The 18,151-nt window shown below is 38.2% G+C and carries 12 protein-coding genes; 7 read left to right on the forward strand and 5 right to left on the reverse strand.

What is annotated here, in order from left to right:
* Together R3333_RS04945 and R3333_RS04950 are read right to left on the reverse strand one after the other, a co-directional pair.
* Window positions 1-555 (reverse strand): hypothetical protein (locus R3333_RS04945; RefSeq protein WP_318957642.1); only part of this gene is annotated, 555 nt, incomplete at its 3' end.
* Window positions 556-558: 3 nt separating this feature from the next.
* Window positions 559-2,436, reverse strand: a complete 1,878-nt coding sequence (locus tag R3333_RS04950) for a hypothetical protein (protein WP_318957643.1) — start codon at window positions 2,434-2,436, stop codon at window positions 559-561.
* 136 nt (window positions 2,437-2,572) lie between these two features.
* Here R3333_RS04950 and R3333_RS04955 point away from each other — a divergent pair, with 136 nt between their 5' ends.
* The 3 genes from R3333_RS04955 to R3333_RS04965 all read left to right on the forward strand — a co-directional run bounded on the left by R3333_RS04955 (window position 2,573) and on the right by R3333_RS04965 (window position 5,091).
* The gene (locus R3333_RS04955; protein ID WP_318957645.1) at window positions 2,573-3,712 is read left to right on the forward strand and encodes a methionine aminotransferase; all 1,140 of its coding nucleotides are present in this window, start codon (window positions 2,573-2,575) and stop codon (window positions 3,710-3,712) included.
* Window positions 3,700-4,479 carry a nitrilase-related carbon-nitrogen hydrolase gene (locus R3333_RS04960; RefSeq protein ID WP_318957646.1) on the forward strand — a complete coding sequence of 260 codons (780 nt, stop codon included), beginning with the start codon at window positions 3,700-3,702 and terminating at the stop codon, window positions 4,477-4,479. The genes R3333_RS04955 and R3333_RS04960 overlap by 13 nt, the downstream gene beginning before the upstream one ends.
* A 183-nt stretch (window positions 4,480-4,662) precedes the next feature.
* Window positions 4,663-5,091 carry a YqaA family protein gene (locus R3333_RS04965; protein ID WP_318957647.1) on the forward strand — a complete coding sequence of 143 codons (429 nt, stop codon included), beginning with the start codon at window positions 4,663-4,665 and terminating at the stop codon, window positions 5,089-5,091.
* A 77-nt stretch (window positions 5,092-5,168) separates the two neighbouring features.
* Here R3333_RS04965 and R3333_RS04970 read toward each other — a convergent pair whose 3' ends face one another.
* From R3333_RS04970 to R3333_RS04980, 3 genes are all read right to left on the reverse strand, one after another.
* Window positions 5,169-8,615, reverse strand: coding sequence for a hypothetical protein (locus R3333_RS04970; RefSeq protein ID WP_318957648.1), 3,447 nt, complete (start codon window positions 8,613-8,615; stop codon window positions 5,169-5,171).
* A gap of 311 nt (window positions 8,616-8,926) precedes the next feature.
* Window positions 8,927-10,567 (reverse strand): T9SS type A sorting domain-containing protein, encoded by a 1,641-nt coding sequence (locus R3333_RS04975; protein WP_318957649.1) that lies wholly within the window; start codon window positions 10,565-10,567, stop codon window positions 8,927-8,929.
* Window positions 10,568-10,576: 9 nt separating this feature from the next.
* Window positions 10,577-11,206, reverse strand: a complete 630-nt coding sequence (locus R3333_RS04980) for a redoxin family protein (RefSeq protein ID WP_318957651.1) — start codon at window positions 11,204-11,206, stop codon at window positions 10,577-10,579.
* A 170-nt stretch (window positions 11,207-11,376) separates the two neighbouring features.
* Between R3333_RS04980 and R3333_RS04985 the strand changes: the two genes are divergently transcribed.
* From R3333_RS04985 to R3333_RS05000, 4 genes are all read left to right on the forward strand, one after another.
* Window positions 11,377-11,994, forward strand: coding sequence for a hypothetical protein (locus R3333_RS04985; protein WP_318957653.1), 618 nt, complete (start codon window positions 11,377-11,379; stop codon window positions 11,992-11,994).
* Window positions 11,995-12,006: 12 nt separating this feature from the next.
* Window positions 12,007-15,651, forward strand: coding sequence for a sensor histidine kinase (locus R3333_RS04990; RefSeq protein ID WP_318957655.1), 3,645 nt, complete (start codon window positions 12,007-12,009; stop codon window positions 15,649-15,651).
* 83 nt (window positions 15,652-15,734) lie between these two features.
* Window positions 15,735-17,057, forward strand: coding sequence for a cation:proton antiporter (locus tag R3333_RS04995; protein WP_318957657.1), 1,323 nt, complete (start codon window positions 15,735-15,737; stop codon window positions 17,055-17,057).
* Window positions 17,058-17,069: 12 nt separating this feature from the next.
* The gene (locus R3333_RS05000) at window positions 17,070-17,588 is read left to right on the forward strand and encodes a hypothetical protein (protein WP_318957658.1); all 519 of its coding nucleotides are present in this window, start codon (window positions 17,070-17,072) and stop codon (window positions 17,586-17,588) included.
* Window positions 17,589-18,151: the final 563 nt, after the last annotated feature.

Consider the following 18,151-nt stretch of genomic DNA (forward strand, 5'->3'; position numbering starts at 1 on the left):
TAAGTAGGCCAAAACCTTTTGGTTGCTGCGCTTTGTTTTTAAAATTCTATCCCATGCTTGGTCTCTCTGTTGTTGCGCAATAAATCGGTTGACTTTTTCTGCAATGGGATTTTTATGGGTGAAAATTATACAGCTATCATTGAAGGCAACCCCCATATCTTCCCTTTCCCAGAGGTAAACCGCAAAGTTCTGAATACTGTCTTGCTGAATAACCACATCCTTGAACCATACATCCATTTGCTCTTGTATGTTGCGTGGAGAGTTGATCTCTACGTATGCAGTGACACGTTTAAAATCTGAAACAATGAATACACTGTCATTTTTAAAGTCGAGAAGTTGAGCAATATTGACTTTTAGTAAAAAGGGACGAAGACTCGGGAGACTGTTGAGTATTTGACTCCCGAGTATTTCTTCTTGTAATTCGCTGGTATGAACTAAAGCACACACATCACCACCCTCTATTCTTGATGAGAATGGAAGTTCATTTGATTTATTTCCACAGGCACTCAAAACAAGTAGAACTGCGGAAAATAGAATGTATATGTGCTTTTTCATAGGTTACTTGTTATTCTTGTAAAATAGTTCAATAAGGTTCAATGCTCCGTATACTCCGTTTTGTGACTCCGATTTCATGTCGTAGTTTAAATTCAACTTAGCCTCTCCTTTTTCTATGGTCTGGGTTAAAGTTAAAACTCCTAAATAAGGGGTGTATTGCATCATTTCTAAGTGGGCTTCATCTCCCATCATTTCTAAAGGTACACTTTGAATTACAGCTCCGTAATCCATTTTAGCATAAAGTCCTTTCACTTTTTTCAAGGATTTGATTTCTGATTTTACCAATCCATTTTCTTTGCCATATCCATTAGCGAAAGTTGTAACGTGAGCAATATCGTTAGACGCTAGAATGAATTCTCCTTTCAAACGCACATAAACTTTAGGCATACTTGGAGATGAAATTACATAGTAATCTTCTTCTTTTTCTATGTACTCACCAAAAGTTGATGTTAAGTAGTTCAATGTTTTCTCTAAGAAAGTGACATCTTCTGTATGCATGGCTAGCGAAAAGCTAGGTAGTTTTTCCAACCTATCTTCTACGGTACGAATAGAATTAAAATCCTCATCATAAGTATAGCGTACGCGTTGTACTTTTTGCTCGGTAAACCCATTGTAAGAAAAGACTAATTCAGAAGGGAAAGCAGTGTAAAAAGCTTCCATATCCATGAAGTTGTCCAAGGCATACCAAATGTAAGCCACACTCTTTTCAGCAGGGTCTTCAGAATTTTCTAAATCAGGAATGAGTTGAGCTTTTATTGCTTCGTAAGTTTCGTAACTGTTGTTGTTGAGCAATACATATCCTTTTGATTTACCAGGGATATAATTCAAGAGTTTTTTCTCCATCTTGTCATACTCAATTAAACCTGCAATTTCTTTAAAAATTCCATTGTAATTAACCGTCGTATTTAAGGCATAACCATCTTCAGTAAAGTCAAAAGAAGCATAAACTTCGTTCCCTTCACTCATTTTAATCAGCTTTTCTAAAAGCTCTCTTGGCATGTTCAACTGACGTGCCATGTAAGGAGTAAGGTTTTCTATTTGAGGGAATTTTTGAAGCAGGTAAAAGTTTGCATCTTTTTCAGCATTTAAATGATTCAATGCTCTTCCATTGAATTGATTCCCAGATTTTATTTCTTCGGCCGTTTTATTTAAAGCCTCTTTTTGCCAAGCTCTACGTAAACTATCTTGGTAATCGTAAAAATTAGGATGGGTAGGTAAAACAGGGTGTATTTCTCCAACCACTTCAGTTTCTTCTTCAACTACTTCTTCTTCTACGGTAGGACCAACTTCACTGTTTTCTTCATCATAAGCGGGTGCCTCTTGGACTTCTTCTACAATCTCGATTTCGTAGTCGTATCCATAATCATAGTAATAATCCTTATCCCAACCGTTGGCGTCGAATACACTGTCACTAAAGGTTCTTATTTTTAATTCATCAGTTTGCGCGGTCATCATGGTTAAAGTGTTGTTTTGATACACGTAAACCATATGCCTTTGTAGGGCAACACCTTCTGCTTTTAAATCGAATAAAACTTTTTCAGAGAGGTTGACATTCATGAAAAAATCATCGAGGTTATTAATCGCAAAGTTGAACCCTATTCTTGGAGTATTTTCCTCCATAACCACAAATTGAGTAAAGCTTTGATTTAAATCTAACCCTAATGCACTTATTTGTGTTGTGCGACCGTTGGAAATTTCTTTGGCCATATCCTGCATGAAAGTGTAACTGTCTAAGGTTTCTAGACTGACTTTTTGCAACAGATTTCCCGTGTTTATTTTGTAAACTAGGTTGGCATTTTGTGGAATATATCCAGAAGTTGCTACTTGCGCATATCCTCCGATAGCACTTAAAAGAGCAAGTGCTAATACTTTAATTTTCATGGGTGTGTTTTTTAGAATCTTTAAAATTAAGATTTCTTCATTAATTCAAAGGTGATTATATGTTAAAGCTAGACGAATACAAGGATATGTTGAGGAAGTATCACCCAGAAAGGTGGAGAATAATTAAATTAGAGGCATGCACACAATAGAATCGAAATTACCCCATGTGGGAACAACTATATTTACGCAAATGTCGCAACTGGCCAATGAGGTGAATGCGATTAACTTGTCTCAGGGATTTCCCAACTTTAAAATAAATCCGAAGTTGGAGGATATTATGGCCAAGTTGGTGAGAACCAATGCGCATCAATATTTACCCATGATGGGTTACAACCCTTTGCGTAGCGCCGTTGCCGATAAAATTAAATTGCATTACGGTCGTCAGGTAGATTTTGAAAAAGAAATCTTGGTTACTGCTGGTGCAACACAAGGAATTTTTACGACGATTCAGGCCTTAGTTCACAGGGGAGATGAGGTAGTGGTGATAGACCCTTCCTACGATTGTTATGCACCAGCTGTTGAATTAGTAGGTGCAAAGCCGGTTCATGTAAACATGGAAAAAGGTTTTCGCATCGATTGGAATAAAATTGAAGCGGCTGTTAATGAAAAAACACGCATGCTGATCATTAATAATCCACACAACCCTACGGGGATGATGTTTGATCTGAAAGATATAGAGGCCTTGGAAGTGATCATGGATAAGTACCCTGAGCTCCTTTTACTTTCCGATGAGGTATATGAGTTTATTCATTTTGAGAAGGAGTTTATTTCCATCAATAGTCGAGAGAACATTAGAGAAAGAGCCATTATCATTTCTTCTTTTGGAAAGACTTTTCATATTACAGGGTGGAAATTGGGGTATTTGGTAGCGCCTGACTACTTGTTGCAAGAGATTAAAAAAGTGCATCAATATTTAGTGTTTTGTGTCAATAGTTTTGGACAATTGGCTTTGGCCGAATACTTACCCCAAACGGATTTGAATGAATTGAGTAGTTTCTATCAGCAGAAAAAGGATTTCTTTACTTCGGCCATGAAAGATTCTAAGTTTGAATTATTACCGTCTTACGGCTCTTACTTCGTAACGGCTAATTATAGTGCGATTTCAGATTTAGACGACGTTAGTTTTTCCAAATGGTTAACCACAGAAAAGGGGGTAGCTGTTATACCAACATCCGTTTTTAATGCCAATAAAAGAGACGATAAAGTAGTGCGTTTTTGTTTTGCGAAAACAGAAGATACTTTACAACAAGCAACAGAATTACTATGCAAAATTTAAAAATAGCAGCCCTTCAAGCCCATCAAGTTTGGGAGCGTAAACGTGAGAATTTGAAACACTTTGAACTCTTACTTTTGAATTTGGACGAAGATGTGGATATACTGCTCTTACCAGAGATGTTCCATACGGGTTTTACTATGAATGTAGAAGAACTTGGAGAGACTATGGAAGAATCTATGGGTATCAATTGGTTGCGTAAAATTGCGGAAGAAAAAAACTGCGCAGTATGTACTTCACTCATCGTGCGCGAACTCGATTATTATTACAACCGCTTGGTCTTTATAACTCCCGACCACAAACTCTTTCATTACGATAAAAACCAACTTTTTACTCTGGCCGAAGAGGATCATTACTTTACTCCTGGAAGTCACAATAAAATTGTAGAATTCAAAGGTTGGAAGATTAACCTGCAAGTTTGTTATGATTTACGTTTCCCAGAAAATGTGAGGAATAAAGTACAAGAAGATGGTTCATTTATGTACGATGCTTTGATTTATGTGGCCAATTGGCCAGAAAGAAGGGTGCACCATTGGAAAACTCTGTTGCAAGCTCGTGCAATAGAAAATCAGGTTTATGTGGCAGGGTGTAACCGCGTAGGTAAGGACGATAATGAAATTACTTACAGTGGTGACTCAATGTTGGTGAATGCCCTGGGAGAAGTTGAAGCTACTGGGAATGAAGAGGAGATTCTTTACAGTTTTTGGAATTGGGAAGCGCTTTCTGTAACCCGTGATCGTTTGGCTTTTTTGAAAGATAGAACGAGGTGATAAATTTGAAATTCGAGCTTTGAAATTGATATCCTTTTGTTGAAGGGTGAAATTTAAATATGGTTATCGAGCGGAGTCGAGATGAGCTGACTTTGAAGGCACTCCTTGTAATATTTCTTACCCAGAGATTTATTAATACGATACTCTTAATTCTGCATTCATAACTCCTAATTCTTAATTAGTATGTGGTTATCTTTCGGTTGGTTGGGGTTGTTTGGTATAACCTTTTTGTCGGCTACCTTGTTGCCTTTTTCTTCGGAAGTGGTGCTTTTGCTGTTTTTAAGTGAAGGTTATGATCCCTTGACCGCCTTATTTGTGGCAACTCTTGGGAATTCCTTAGGGGGAGCTACTAATTACTACATCGGTGCATGGGGGAGTAGTAAACTACAAAAACGCTTTGGGAGTGAGAACAAGTACAAGGCGAGGTGGCAAGTGCATATTCAACGTTATGGAACCTTTACGGCGTGGTTGGCTTGGGCACCTTTTATTGGAGATTTTATCATGCTTTTATTGGGTGTGGTTCGCGCCAATAAATATTGGTCCTTCTTATACATGACCCTTGGTAAATTCCTACGGTATTACGTGGTGATATTTGTATATGAGAATTGGTAGAAACAGCATGGAGGATTCAAAAAATTAAGGATTTTAATTTGTCTTGGTATCAAGAAACATGGATATCTAGCTTCTCATTAAAAGAAGGCTCTAACCTCAACACCTCCAGCATGAATGGTGCGATTTGACTCGGATTTACGGCCATTGTATTGTAGGCTGATTTGTAAATTTTTAGAAATACTGCGTTGGTAATTAACATTCCAAGTATAGTTTTGTCCAGGCTTTAAAGATTCTAACATTTCAAAGGCGATTGCATTGTTGGTTGAACCTTCATAGTTGATACGTACAAAGTTGAATTTTGCTTGTAAACTACCTTTTTCAGCTTGATTTAGTTTCATGTCTATTCCTAAATCCATAATCTTAGAAGTTTCTCCTCCGTAAATTACCTTGTTGTATTTGTTTTCGAATCGCGTTTCAAAACTTAAGCGGAAAGTTGTGGAGGGTTGATAACTCAAAGAGGGTGCAAATTTGTCGTAGACGATATCGTAATTCCTACCACTTGTATAGTCGGCCAAGGCTAATTTTTGACCAAATTCGGATTCTAATTTCAAAGTAAACTTACGTTTGATATTCCAACGTGCATTCACCTGATGATAAGTACTGTTTCGCGCATCGAAACCATTGGCCAAAAGTGTTTTGTTTTCTAAACGTTGAAAAGTATAATCTGCACCAAAGATTGTATTGGTACGGTTAAAGTAAATGGTGTTTCTTACCGTAGAACCTAAGCTAATTAAACTTGTATCAGCAATTTGTCTCTCTAAAGGATTGTAGAAGTTTTCATCCAAATCACTGCTTTTTTGTAGAATTCTAAACCGTGTTTGATTGGAGAAGCGGGAAAGGAAACGTAAGGCTCCTTTTTTATTGGCCCATAATCGCTCTGGTCGCCAAAAGAAACTCTGGTTAAACTCATTGCTGTAGGTTTTTACATATTGGTCGCTGGGTGTAAATACACGTATATATTCTGCCTGGTCTTGGTATTGTGCAATTTCAAATTCATTTAAGTCTTTGATGCCATCATTATTGTAATCTATCCAAGTATATACACCCTGACCAGCATTTACCTGTATGTACAAAAACTCCTTTTTTAATTCTAAACCAGATCCAATTTCATAAAAGGTATTGGCACTCAGGGCTCTTTTCCAGAGGTTGAGTCTGTAATCTATCCTTCCCACCAAATTATTCTCGGCTTGGGCATTGATGATGTTCTTGTTTCTAATATTCAGGTTTCTGTAACTTCCCAATACTTCTAATTGAGAATGTTTGTTGGTGCGCCAGTTGTAAGAAGCTCCGGTACTTCTGGCAAAGGCAGCTGGTAATAGCTTAATACTGTCGCTTCGTCTATCGTAACGCTCTCTGTAGAAGATTTGGAATCCATTCTTTGCAGTGTCTGATTCGCCTACATAGAATTGCCAATCATACCACTCATAACTGCTTGTGCGTATACTGTCTTTGTTGGTGTAGAATTGATTGAATTCGTGATCGTCTATAAATCCAATTTTAAAATAACGGAAAGATTTACTCAAGTTGATTTTATGCCTGAAATAATCATTGGTATTCAAGGCATCTGATTTCAGGTAGCTGGCATCCCAATTGGCGTTAAAACCTTTGTTGTTCCACTTTCCTTTCGACTGTAAACGTTGCCCTCTATAATCCTTACCAATGTTCAAGGATTGGAAGGCCGTTTTAAATTCACCTTTGCTTTGGTGTACAAAATTTGCACTCAGGTTACTCACCAATTGTTGACCCAAATAGCTTTGGTTTCTTACGTTCCAATCTCTGTCGAACTCTACATCTCTGTACCATTGAATAGGGTTGTAGTTTTTCGTTCTATATTCTACCATTCCCTCGTTTACCATGCGCCATAATCCGGAACTGTCTTTGCTCAAATCAAAATCTCCGATAAGCTTGGCATAGGTACCAAAGGCATTGTCGTTCTCTTTGTCAATTCTAGAAAAGGTATTGATGTCGTTCTTGGTAGTACTCAACTCCGTTTCTACACTAAAGTTTTTGTTGATACGGTAGCGTGCACCAGAACTGATCATGTTTTGCTGTTTGGCAGGAATGAGAATGCGTGAGGGACTGTAGTCTCCTTGTGGAATACCTCCTACGGGAGCCACCCATCTATAGATTTTACCCAGGGCAGTGTATTGATCAAAGACATAATTTCCTTGGTTGGGCCCAACATAGGCAAAGCTTGCTGTGTAATGTGCTTCATTGGGATTGACAGAATACACCAACACGGAGTCAATACCCAAACTGTCTTTGAGAGCATAGAGTACGCGCTGTTCGCTAAAGGCAACACTATCTATAGAAGAGGTTCTGGCCCCCGTTAAACTATCTCCCACACTGGCTAAAAGTTGTTTGTCTGCAAAAGATAATTGCTGCTGCAGATTTTGGTTTTTAGCATCCTGCTCACTGTAAGCATTGAACCAATAATCCAATTTTTGACTTTCATAAGTCAAGGAAGTTTGAAACAGAGAACGGGCATAATTCTGATCTGAATACTGAAATTCCACGATGATACGAACGTCTTTGGTGATGAAATTTCTAGAGGTAAATGTTAGTTCGGCAGTATTGTAGTTTATGGTGTAGTCGAACTCCTGTCCTCGTTCTAGTAATTTTCCATCGAGGTATACTTTTTCTGTACCAGAAAGCACGATAATAAAGGGTTCATTTTCATTTCCGCGCAAACGATATGGACCTTGGTTTCCTTCAACACCTTGGATAATGTTTCGGGCAAATTTACCTTTTGAAAGTGCTCCAGAGCCTTGCACAGTCCATTGGGTGTTTTCTTTGTTAGACCAAGAATATTGTCCGTATAGCCCCTGTGCTCTTTTGTTGTAATTCATGAAGTAGCCCGTTGGCTTTTTAACCCAGAAATCACCTGCGATAAGTTTTACTTTTTCATTGTATACTTGAATGAAAATTTGATCGAATTCTTGCAATTTGTTAGTGTTGCCATCCGGTTGAATGGGAATGTTGTCATCTGAAACTGAAGCCAGTATTTTTAAATTCGGAGCTAGATCTCCTGAAAGTTGCAGGTTAAGGGTAGAATTGACCGATAGATCTTGGTTGTTTCCAAAGGCTATCCCCCTAGAAATACTTCCTGACTTCTGTATCCCTGATCCAAATATATCTTGTGTGTTATTCTCAGCTGTATAGAAAAAATCTTCTTGTCTTTGCTTGTTATTTGCCCTATAGATGATGGAAGTGTCTTTGTTTTGCAGGCTTTGAGAAAAGCTTACGTCAAAGGTTCTATACTTGACTTTTAAACTATCGGAGCAAGACGAGAAATACACGAATTTAGCCCCCATTGCATCTAAATAATAATCGCTTTTAGGGAGAAGATCTTGTCCGCAAAATACCTGGAAACTACTGTTGTAAATACTCAAACTGTCTAACACTAAAGTATCAGATTTTGCAGGGATTTTATAGCTGCGTAAATTGGAGGTTTGTCCATAGAGTATACTTCCTGAAAGGAGAAAGCATAGGCTAAAAAGAAGTATGGACATCCAATTTTTCATCAACGCTAAGTTATAACGAAAAGTTAATGATTTTGTTTTGGTAGATTTCAACTCAATTGCGGACGATCAAACAGGGACAAAAATGACAGCTCCTTAAGCATTTAGGTTAGTAGTGCTTATGGAAAGTTTACGACCGGCGGAAGTGGAGTTGCCATTTAGCAATACTTGCGTGAAGGTTTGAGGACTATAATGGTTTGCCCGGCCCCGCCAAGTTTCTTGGTAGAGGGGTTTGCCAGCTCTAGGACTTAACAATTCCAGGGGTTAAAGCAAAAAAAAGAGGAGCTTTTCAGCCCCTCTTAATTTATAAATTTCTATTGCAATACCAGTCGTTGTATACCGCGCTGTTCGCCTTGCTGAACTTCGACCATATAAACTCCTTTAGCGTGTTGTGAAAGGTTAAAAGAGATAGTTACCTCTGAACTTTGAATGGTTTGAATATGTTCACCCAAAGCATTGTAAATGGTAATTGTCTTCTCTTCGTTGATTTCACCTACCTTAATTTCGAAGTTACCCGTACTTGGATTTGGATAAATTTCGAACTGAATTTGAGGAGCTTTTTCATCAAATAATCCAACGTTTGATGCGAGTCCATCTAATACTTGTATTCCTGTACTATCTGGATCTAACCAATACATTAATTGATCTGAAGAATCGGCTAAATCATCATACGCTACATCGAAACGTCCGTAAATATCCCAAAGATTATTGTCGTTGGTTCCATTACAAGCGGCTTGTCCGGCAGATAAAACACCAACAATACGCTTGTCTTCATTGAACAGAGGAGACCCCGAAGAACCTGGCTCTGTTACACCTATATCCCAATCGTCAATTCTCCAGAAGTATGCATCACCACCATTGAAATATTGTGGCCCGACCTTACCCAAGGGATCGTCTTCTTGACAAAACTTTTTAATATCTCCACTTGGGTGGTGAATACCATTGGCTTGCATTACTGAGTCACCCGTCATATCCCAACCTGAGTAGTATACGTTCCAAGACGGTTCTGGTGAATTGTTAAGCTCTACTAGGATAAAGTCTGCATTTACGTTATTGGCTCTTAGTTGTGACCCGTTAATATTTCTGGTTTGATCTCCGTTTTGAGAGAAGGTGTTCTGGGCACAGGAAGTACCATCGTAAGGAGCTTCCCATCTAAATCTAAAAATTGCATTTACAACATTCGTTGCACTACAATGATTGGCTGTTAAGAAGTAAGGTGTAATACTATCTGAAGTGTTTGTAGCACAATTGATTAGTGATCCTGAACAAAATCCACTTCCAGAAACCAACATGGCTACACCATCTCTTTGTCGCTCAAAACCTGCTCCATCAGGGCAGTTGACATCAACGTTACACGCTCCTGAAGAGTTTAAGCCTTTCAAGTGATATTGGTAAGCAATCTCTACCAAGTCTTTGTACCCATGAATAATGGTTCCTAAATTTAATTTAGAAAGTCCGATTACCTGTTGAGGTTCTACTACTTCTATGATCATTTTAGAATCATAAATTAAATCAACACCCAAGGAATTGTTGGGGTTGTTGTTTTGAGAAGTATGAGCACCTATGAATTGTGTTTTATCATCGTTGTACAAGTACAGCAGTGTTCCCTCAGCTAAGTGGAATTGATCAAAGATTAGATTGATAGAAATAGCTTCAGGACATTCTAATGCTAACTGTGTTACACGTGCATTTTCTGCGTTATAGTACTGATGTCCGTTTGCAAATACATCTACGTCAACGTAATGTTCATACCCAAATCTAAATACTTTGTTGTAGCCAGCTGCTTTATTAATCGAATCTATTTCGAGTTGCTCGGCCACATCAACCTGCGGCATGGTAAGGTAGTTAAGTTGATTTATGTCTGTCTCCAACCAAGAGTCTGGCGGACCAAAATCTTGTGTTTGCGCTAGTGCTCCGAAAGCACCAAAACATAAGGGTAGTATGTATTTTAACACGTGCATTTTTTATTTTCTTTTGATCCCACATCCAACAGCATCTGTTTTGCTGTTTTTAATTTTTTTGTCTGTACCCAACGCATTCAATGCATCTTTTAAGTACTCTTTCACTTTTTTGTTGTTTGGTTTGTACGCGTCGTTGATTTGACCTTCGTAGACCAACTTGTCGTTTGCGTCGAACAAGAAAACATGCGGGGTAGTTTTTGCGCCAAACTCATCCGCTAAACGACTTCTTTTGTCTAGAACATAATCCATCAAGTAAGCCTTTTCTTCGGCTCTTTTGCGCATATCTTCCAAATTATCACCTTTATCTCTTTTGGCTGCATTAGAATTTACGAGTACAGCACCTATATTGTTTGCTTTTGCTACAGCTTGAATATCGTTATACGAGTTTTCCCAACCTTCAAAATTATCGCTACCCACTACAAAAGGGCAGGTGTTACAACTGAAGATTACGAGTGTACCTTTATCCTTTTTAAAATCCTTTAAAGTTGTTTTGTTTTCATCTGTGCGTGTAAGTTCTAAATCCTTACCAGGCATATCTGCCCCAATAGCCAAAGTTGTAATTTCTTTCTTTTCAGAGGTTAAGCCAACAAAAAGTAGCGCGGCTGCGCTCAGTACTAAACTCAATTTCTTCATGGTATAATTCATTATATGGTTTACAAACGTACAAGATACATTATTGTTTTAATTTTAACTGTAGTAAAACCCAATGATACTTGCATTCTTATTCTAAAAGACTAAAGAAGTGGTTGAAAAGTTGCTATCTAAGGAAGAGTTTTATTTTTGGGAGGAATAGATAAAGTGAAATGGCAGAAATAATTGGAATTTGTGGCGGAAGTGGTTCTGGGAAAACAACACTGTTGAATCGTTTGAAAACGGTGCTGGAGGCTCATAAACCTACTGTACTTTCCATGGATAATTATTACAAACCCCTTGAACAACAAGTAAAAGATGAAAATGGCGAGGTCAATTTTGATTTGCCCACTTCCCTTTATAAAGACAAGTTGGTAGAAGATGTTTGGAAGCTTAAGCGGGGAGAAAAAGTGTATCTGAAAGAATACCAATACAATGCTTCTGATTTACCGCCAAAAGAAATTTGTTTAACACCTTCTACTTTCATTATTGTTGAAGGTTTGTTTACCCTGCATTACGAGGAGTTAAGAGAGCAATTAAACTACAGTATTTACGTTGAGTTGGATAAAGACGAGCAGTTGCGAAGACGAATTTTGAGGGATGTGAAAAGCAGGGGCTATGATGAGGATATGATAAAATATCAATGGAAAAATCATGTAGAACCATGTTACGCACAGTTTTTGCAACCCTATCGCAGCGAAGCAAACTTTGTGTTTCACAACGACCACAGGGCAGCGGTAGATTTCGATAATTTACTCACTGATCTTCAAAAAGAACTGAATTTTAAGTAATTTCCACCAAGCATGGGAGAAGTAAAAAAGATTTTAAAATCCACCTTTTGGCTCATTTTGGCCATCGTGAGTTTTACGTTCACGTGGGTTTTATATTCTCTTTTTTATGCCCCTGATTTTCAGAAAGAAATTGCAACTTTTCAAGAAGAAATCAATGCTATAGAAAGTGAATTAGAGGCTTTTAATCAACGTAGTTTTGATTTGGTGAAGCAATCTTCGGTGCGTAAACTGTGGCTGAAAAATGATTTCTCTAATGAACGCAACTTTCAAAATTATTTGTTTCTCAACCAGGATAGCTTGGTGTACTGGACAGATAATAAAATTGAATTGCACGCCTCCGATCAGAAGCGGAATGATTTACAAGAACTCAACAACGGTTATTATCTCATAAAGGAAATAGGAGTGGGTAATCTCAGTTTGGTAAGTGCAGTTCTGATACAATCGAATTATCCTTACCAAAATGATGAGTTGAAGAATAAACTGGCGGCAAGTTTGCAATTACCCCAAGAGCTTCAAATTACGCTGAACCCCAAAATAGGTGCTCCCATTTACAATAAGGAGGGAGATTTTTTATTTAGTTTAAAATTAACGGGAGGAAAGAATACTACACCTAGTCAAGAGTTACTCATCTTCAGTTTATACCTTCTGGGAATTCTGTCTTTATTAATGGGCTTGGCTCAATTGTTAAAATACATAGAGCTACATGCAGCTATCAAATATTGGGGTTTTGTACTCTTGGTGCTGGGCTTCCGTTATTTAACGCTGAATTATCAATGGACTGCAATTTTTGCTGACTTTGATGTTTATAACCCAGAGATTTACGCAAGTTCTTTTATCTCACCCAATTTAGGAGAGTTTTGTTTGAACATCGTTCTATACATCTTGCTGGGGTGGTGGACGCTCAAATATTTAAGAGAAATAAAGCCCTTCTGGGGTTATCCTCTGTTTGTGGTGAGTTTTGTATACTCTTTTGTGATTTCCAACATCCTTCAAAACCTTATTACCAATTCTAATATACCCTTACAAGTTGAGGAGCTCTTCAATTTAAACCGTTATTCTTTTGTTGCTCTGGCAAGTGTTTTCATTTTATTTTACATACAATTCTTGTTTATCAGGAGGGTTATTCGTCTGCTCAATCTAACAAAATCTCGCATCACACAAATTAGTATGCTCTGGTTTTTTAGTACCATGGCCAATTTAGTGTGTGGGATTTTTCTGTTTGATCAGGCCTTCTTTATTGCGCTGTGGCCAGGATTAATTACGGGATGTTTACTGTACTTGGAATACAGGTATAAAGGAGTATACCCTTTTGGTTCTAGTATTTTAGTATTGGCCTTGTTCTCCTTTTTTGCCTCTCTTACATTAGGAGAATACAATACCATTAATGAGTACCAAACCCGTGAGTTGTATGCCAATCAATTGGCTTCAGATTTTGATCCTAATGTGGATTTAGAATATGCCATGCTCCGCGAAGAGTTGATACAGAATGAAGAGTTGCACAATGCCATTCATCATCCATTTACTATTCGACAAGCTGATTTTAAAACGGCTTTAGAAAATAGTTTGTTCAATAATTTTTGGGAACGCTACGATGTGAATTTATACCTGTTTAATGACAGCCTGGAAAACATTCTGACCTCACAAAATTCTAAACGAAAAACGGTAGATGGATTGAATGAAATTCTCGGACCCAATAAAGGAGAGGTGGGAATTTATTTTATCGATGACTACGAAGATAAGCTCAGTTACATTGCTAGAGAGGTGGTTGTACACGATGCCGATACAGCTTATTTATACGCCACTTTCAAGTCTAAACGCATACCTGAACAAATCGGATTTCCACGTTTGTTGATCAACGAGAAAGCTAATGTACTGGAAGAGTTGGAGGGGTATTCCATGGCAAAATATGTCTTAGGAACTTTGGTGATGCGATACAACGAATACAATTATCCCCTCGATGAAAATGTATTTATTCACAGCTTTGATCGACAAAAAGGATTTGTAGAAGATGAAGAGTTTAGTCATTTCATTTACCCCTATGATGACCTCAATACTTTGGTGCTCTCGAAACGAAAATTAACCAAGTTAAGTGTCTTTACAACCTTTTCTTACCTCTTTACCTTCTTTGCGATATTATTGATTATACCATGGTTGTTGAGTCGTAAAAAACAAGCCATACAATTTGGTCGACTCAACCTTTCGGTGAAAATTCAGTTTGTACTTATTTCCTTGGTTTTGGTAGCTTTGATCATCTTCGGTGGTGTTTCGGGAAGCTTTGTGAGGTCGCAATACAACACCTATACCAACGACAATATTCAGGAGAAAATCTATTCTGTAAATACGGAGGTGAAGCAAAAGTTAGGGGACAGAGAAAGCTTGAGTGAAGAAGAATTGGGAGATTACATGGAATACATTCTTCAGAAGTTTTCAGGTGTTTTCGTAACGGATATTAACCTTTTTAGTTTAGAGGGAGAAATTATGGCTTCTTCGCAACCTAAAATCTATCAATTGGGCCTCATTAACGAACATATGCATCCCGATGCGTATCGAGAGTTGAAGTATAAAAAATCGTCGGAGTACATACACAATGAAAACATTGGGGAGTTAAATTACCTCTCGGCCTACATTCCCTTCTTGAATAATAAAGGCAAAAAGACAGCATTTTTGAACCTACAATACTTTGCCAAACAGAACGATTTTGAGAGTCAGATTTCTAGCTTCTTGGTATCTATTATTAACCTGGCAGTGCTATTAATTGTATCCACGGTGGTGATCGCTATTTTCATTTCCAACTGGATTACCTCTCCCTTAAAGTTGATACAACGCAACTTCTCTTCTGTAGAGCTAGGGAAAACTACACAACCCATTGACTATACAGGTGATGATGAGATTGGAGCTTTGGTAAAAGAGTACAACGCCAAGTTGGCTGAACTAGAAATTAAAGCCTTGCAATTGGCCAAGGGAGAACGTGAAAGTGCATGGCGAGAAATGGCCAAGCAAGTAGCCCATGAGATTAAGAATCCGTTGACTCCTATGAAGTTGAGATTACAACATTTCCAACGTGCATTTGATCCGAATGACGAAAAGTCGAAGGAAAAGTTGACGAAGATGGTAACAGGAATCATAGAGCAAATAGATGCGTTGACGAACATTGCCAATGAGTTTTCTAACTTCGCTAAAATGCCCAAGCCGGAGGAGAGTTTAATCAATATCGTTCCTTTACTGAAGAACTGTATGAATCTCTTTAAAAATGCAGAACACGTAGAGTTTGTCGCCGCCTATCAAAAGGAGGAGTACATGGTGTATGCAGATAAGAATCTCATGTTGCGCGTTTTCAATAACCTGATTAAAAATGCCATTCAAGCCTTCCCAGAAGGGGAGAGGGGAAAGATCTCTATAGGCATACAAGAATTGGATAGGGAAATCGTAATTAGTGTGAAAGACAACGGTTGTGGGATACCAGAAAATAAATTGCACAAAATATTTGTGCCCAACTTCACAACAAAATCAACCGGAACTGGTTTAGGTTTAGCCATGGTTAAACAAATTGTAGAAAATCATAATGGAGAAATTTGGTTTGATACCAAAGAAGGTGTAGGAACTACTTTCTTCGTGAAACTTCCTTTACGTGACATAAGGCCCACGGATAATAATTAATCCGCGGCGGGAACCCTGATATTCTTCAGAAATTGCTTATTTTATCGACTTCGTTTGAAACGAAACTATTTGAATAGAACACAATGAATCCATATTTACTCATTATAGCGGCCAGTACGGTCATCATTCTTTCTTTCTTCTTCAATATTTTGGCGAAGAAAACCAACATACCTAGTGTCTTGATGTTGATAGCTTTAGGGATAGGAATCAACCTTGGGATAGAGGGAATGAACGTGAATACTGATGACTTCGATTACCATTCCGTGTTGGAAGTAATTGGTAACGTCGGTTTGGTAATGATCGTTTTAGAAGCCGCCTTAGATTTAAAACTAGAACGCGACAAAGCAGGAATGATTCTATCTTCCTTTTTAGTAGCTATAGTAGCACTGGCGGGAAGTACGCTTGGAATTGCTTACCTCTTTAAGTTCATGTTCCCCGACGCAGAGTTCTATACGCGAATAATATATGCAGTACCGCTTAGCATCATGTCGAGCGCCATTATTATTCCATCTGTTGGTGGTTTAACAGGGGTGAAGAAAGAGTTTATGGTGTACGAAAGTACTTTTTCAGACATCCTGGGGATTATGGTTTTTTACTTTTTGATCGGTGCAGACACCCCACAATCTACAGGAGGAAGCGTTGCTGTAGATATTATTCTAAACATTGGGTTAACCATTTTACTTTCCGTACTTGTGGCCTACAGTTTGGTTTTTCTCTTCCAACACTTAAAGATGCAGGTGAAGCTGTTTTTGATCATTGGAGTATTGATGCTCATGTTCGCGGCAGGGAAGTTCTTCCACCTTTCTTCACTCTTAATTATTTTGGCGTTTGGACTGGTGTTGAATAACACAGAAGTCTTCTTTAGAGGTTTCCTATCCAAACATTTTGACAGTGTAAAGGTGAAGCCTATTTTGCATGACTTCCATACTTTAACCTTGGAGTCTGCCTTCATCATAAGAACGTTCTTCTTTGTGATTTTTGGAATGAGTATTACCCTTACGAGTTTCTACGATTTAACCGTATTTGTAAACTCCCTATTTATTGTAGCTGCACTCTACGCAGTGCGTTATGTTACCTTGTTAATATTTGCCCGTAAAAACATATTTCCGGAGCTTTTTATCGCTCCAAGAGGATTAATTACCATCCTTCTTTTCTTCGTGTTAACAAATGGGGAACAATATGTGATAGAGAACTTTGATACAGGACTACTTTTATATCCAATTTTGATTACGAGTATTATCATGACCATCTCGTTGATTTCATACAGAGGAGAGAAAGTAACCGATGTCTTATTACCTCAAATTGCACTTATCAATAAAAAGGATAAGGGAAGAAAGGAACAAGACGATGAAATTTTAGAACGACGAATTAAGAATGTAGAGAGTCAAGATTTTGACGGATTTTAAAACAAACAGACGATGATGAGAATAACAACTTTGCTTGCGGTGTTGGTAACATTGGCAAGCTGCAGCACATTAGAAAACATTTTTCAAAAGAAAGAAAAAGCCAGAATTACGGTAACCCTACAAACGCACCAAAAGTATTGTGGCGGAGCTAGACCAACGCCAGAAATGGAGAAGGGAACTACGGCTCCTATTGCAGAAGAGGTGTACTACTTTAAAAATAGAATTACACAAGACGCGGTAAAAGCAACAACAGATGCCAGTGGCTTGTTAAACTTGAAATTAGAGGTAGGAGATTACCAAGTGTACATGGGCGATAAAATCGATTTGACTTTTGAAGAGTTTTATGCTAAGTACAAAGTAGAAAAAGAAGATTACGAAAACGAAAGTGAAGCGTGTTTTAGAACCTACTACAGTTTGCCGGCATGGGAAGTGAGTATCAATGCAGATACAACTTTTACTTTAACCAGAGAGATAGATTGCTATACCGATGGAAATCCATGTGTGAACTACACAGGACCAGACAGACAATAATCAGAAAAGAAAATAATGAAAAGGGGAGTGATTGCGGTTACTTCCCTTTTTTTGGCGCCCTAAACGGGTGTTCCGTTATAGTTGCTCGCGCCAAACTTAAGTGCCTGTAAGTCCTCAAGTGCACTTCCTGCGGTTGTACCCTTTCAGCCACAGCCCCTAAAGTCTGTTGCCACCAAGCTGCCACTACACCCCCTGGTCGGGAATGAAATTTAAAGATTTAAGGATTTGAACATTTGCAAGATAGCACGGTGATAAACACAAAGTTCACCAAGAAAGAATGATAAAACAAATTACTTTCAAACCATCAAACCATCAAACCATCAAACCTTCCAAGGTTATCGAGCGGAGCGTTGCACTGAGCAATAGTCGAAGTGTCGAGATGCCGACGGATATTCCAAGCGTATTTTCTAATCTTATTAGAAGCTAGAGTGCTAGATGTCTAGGTACCTAGAAGGGTTTAAATTACTTTTAAATCCTTAAATCCTTAAATCCTTGAATTGTTGAATTAAAGGTTATCGAGCGGAGCGTTGCACTGAGCAATAGTCGAAGTGTCGAGATGCCGA

Source organism: Lishizhenia sp. (genome assembly GCF_033720595.1).
Lineage (GTDB): Bacteria > Bacteroidota > Bacteroidia > Flavobacteriales_D > Crocinitomicaceae > Lishizhenia.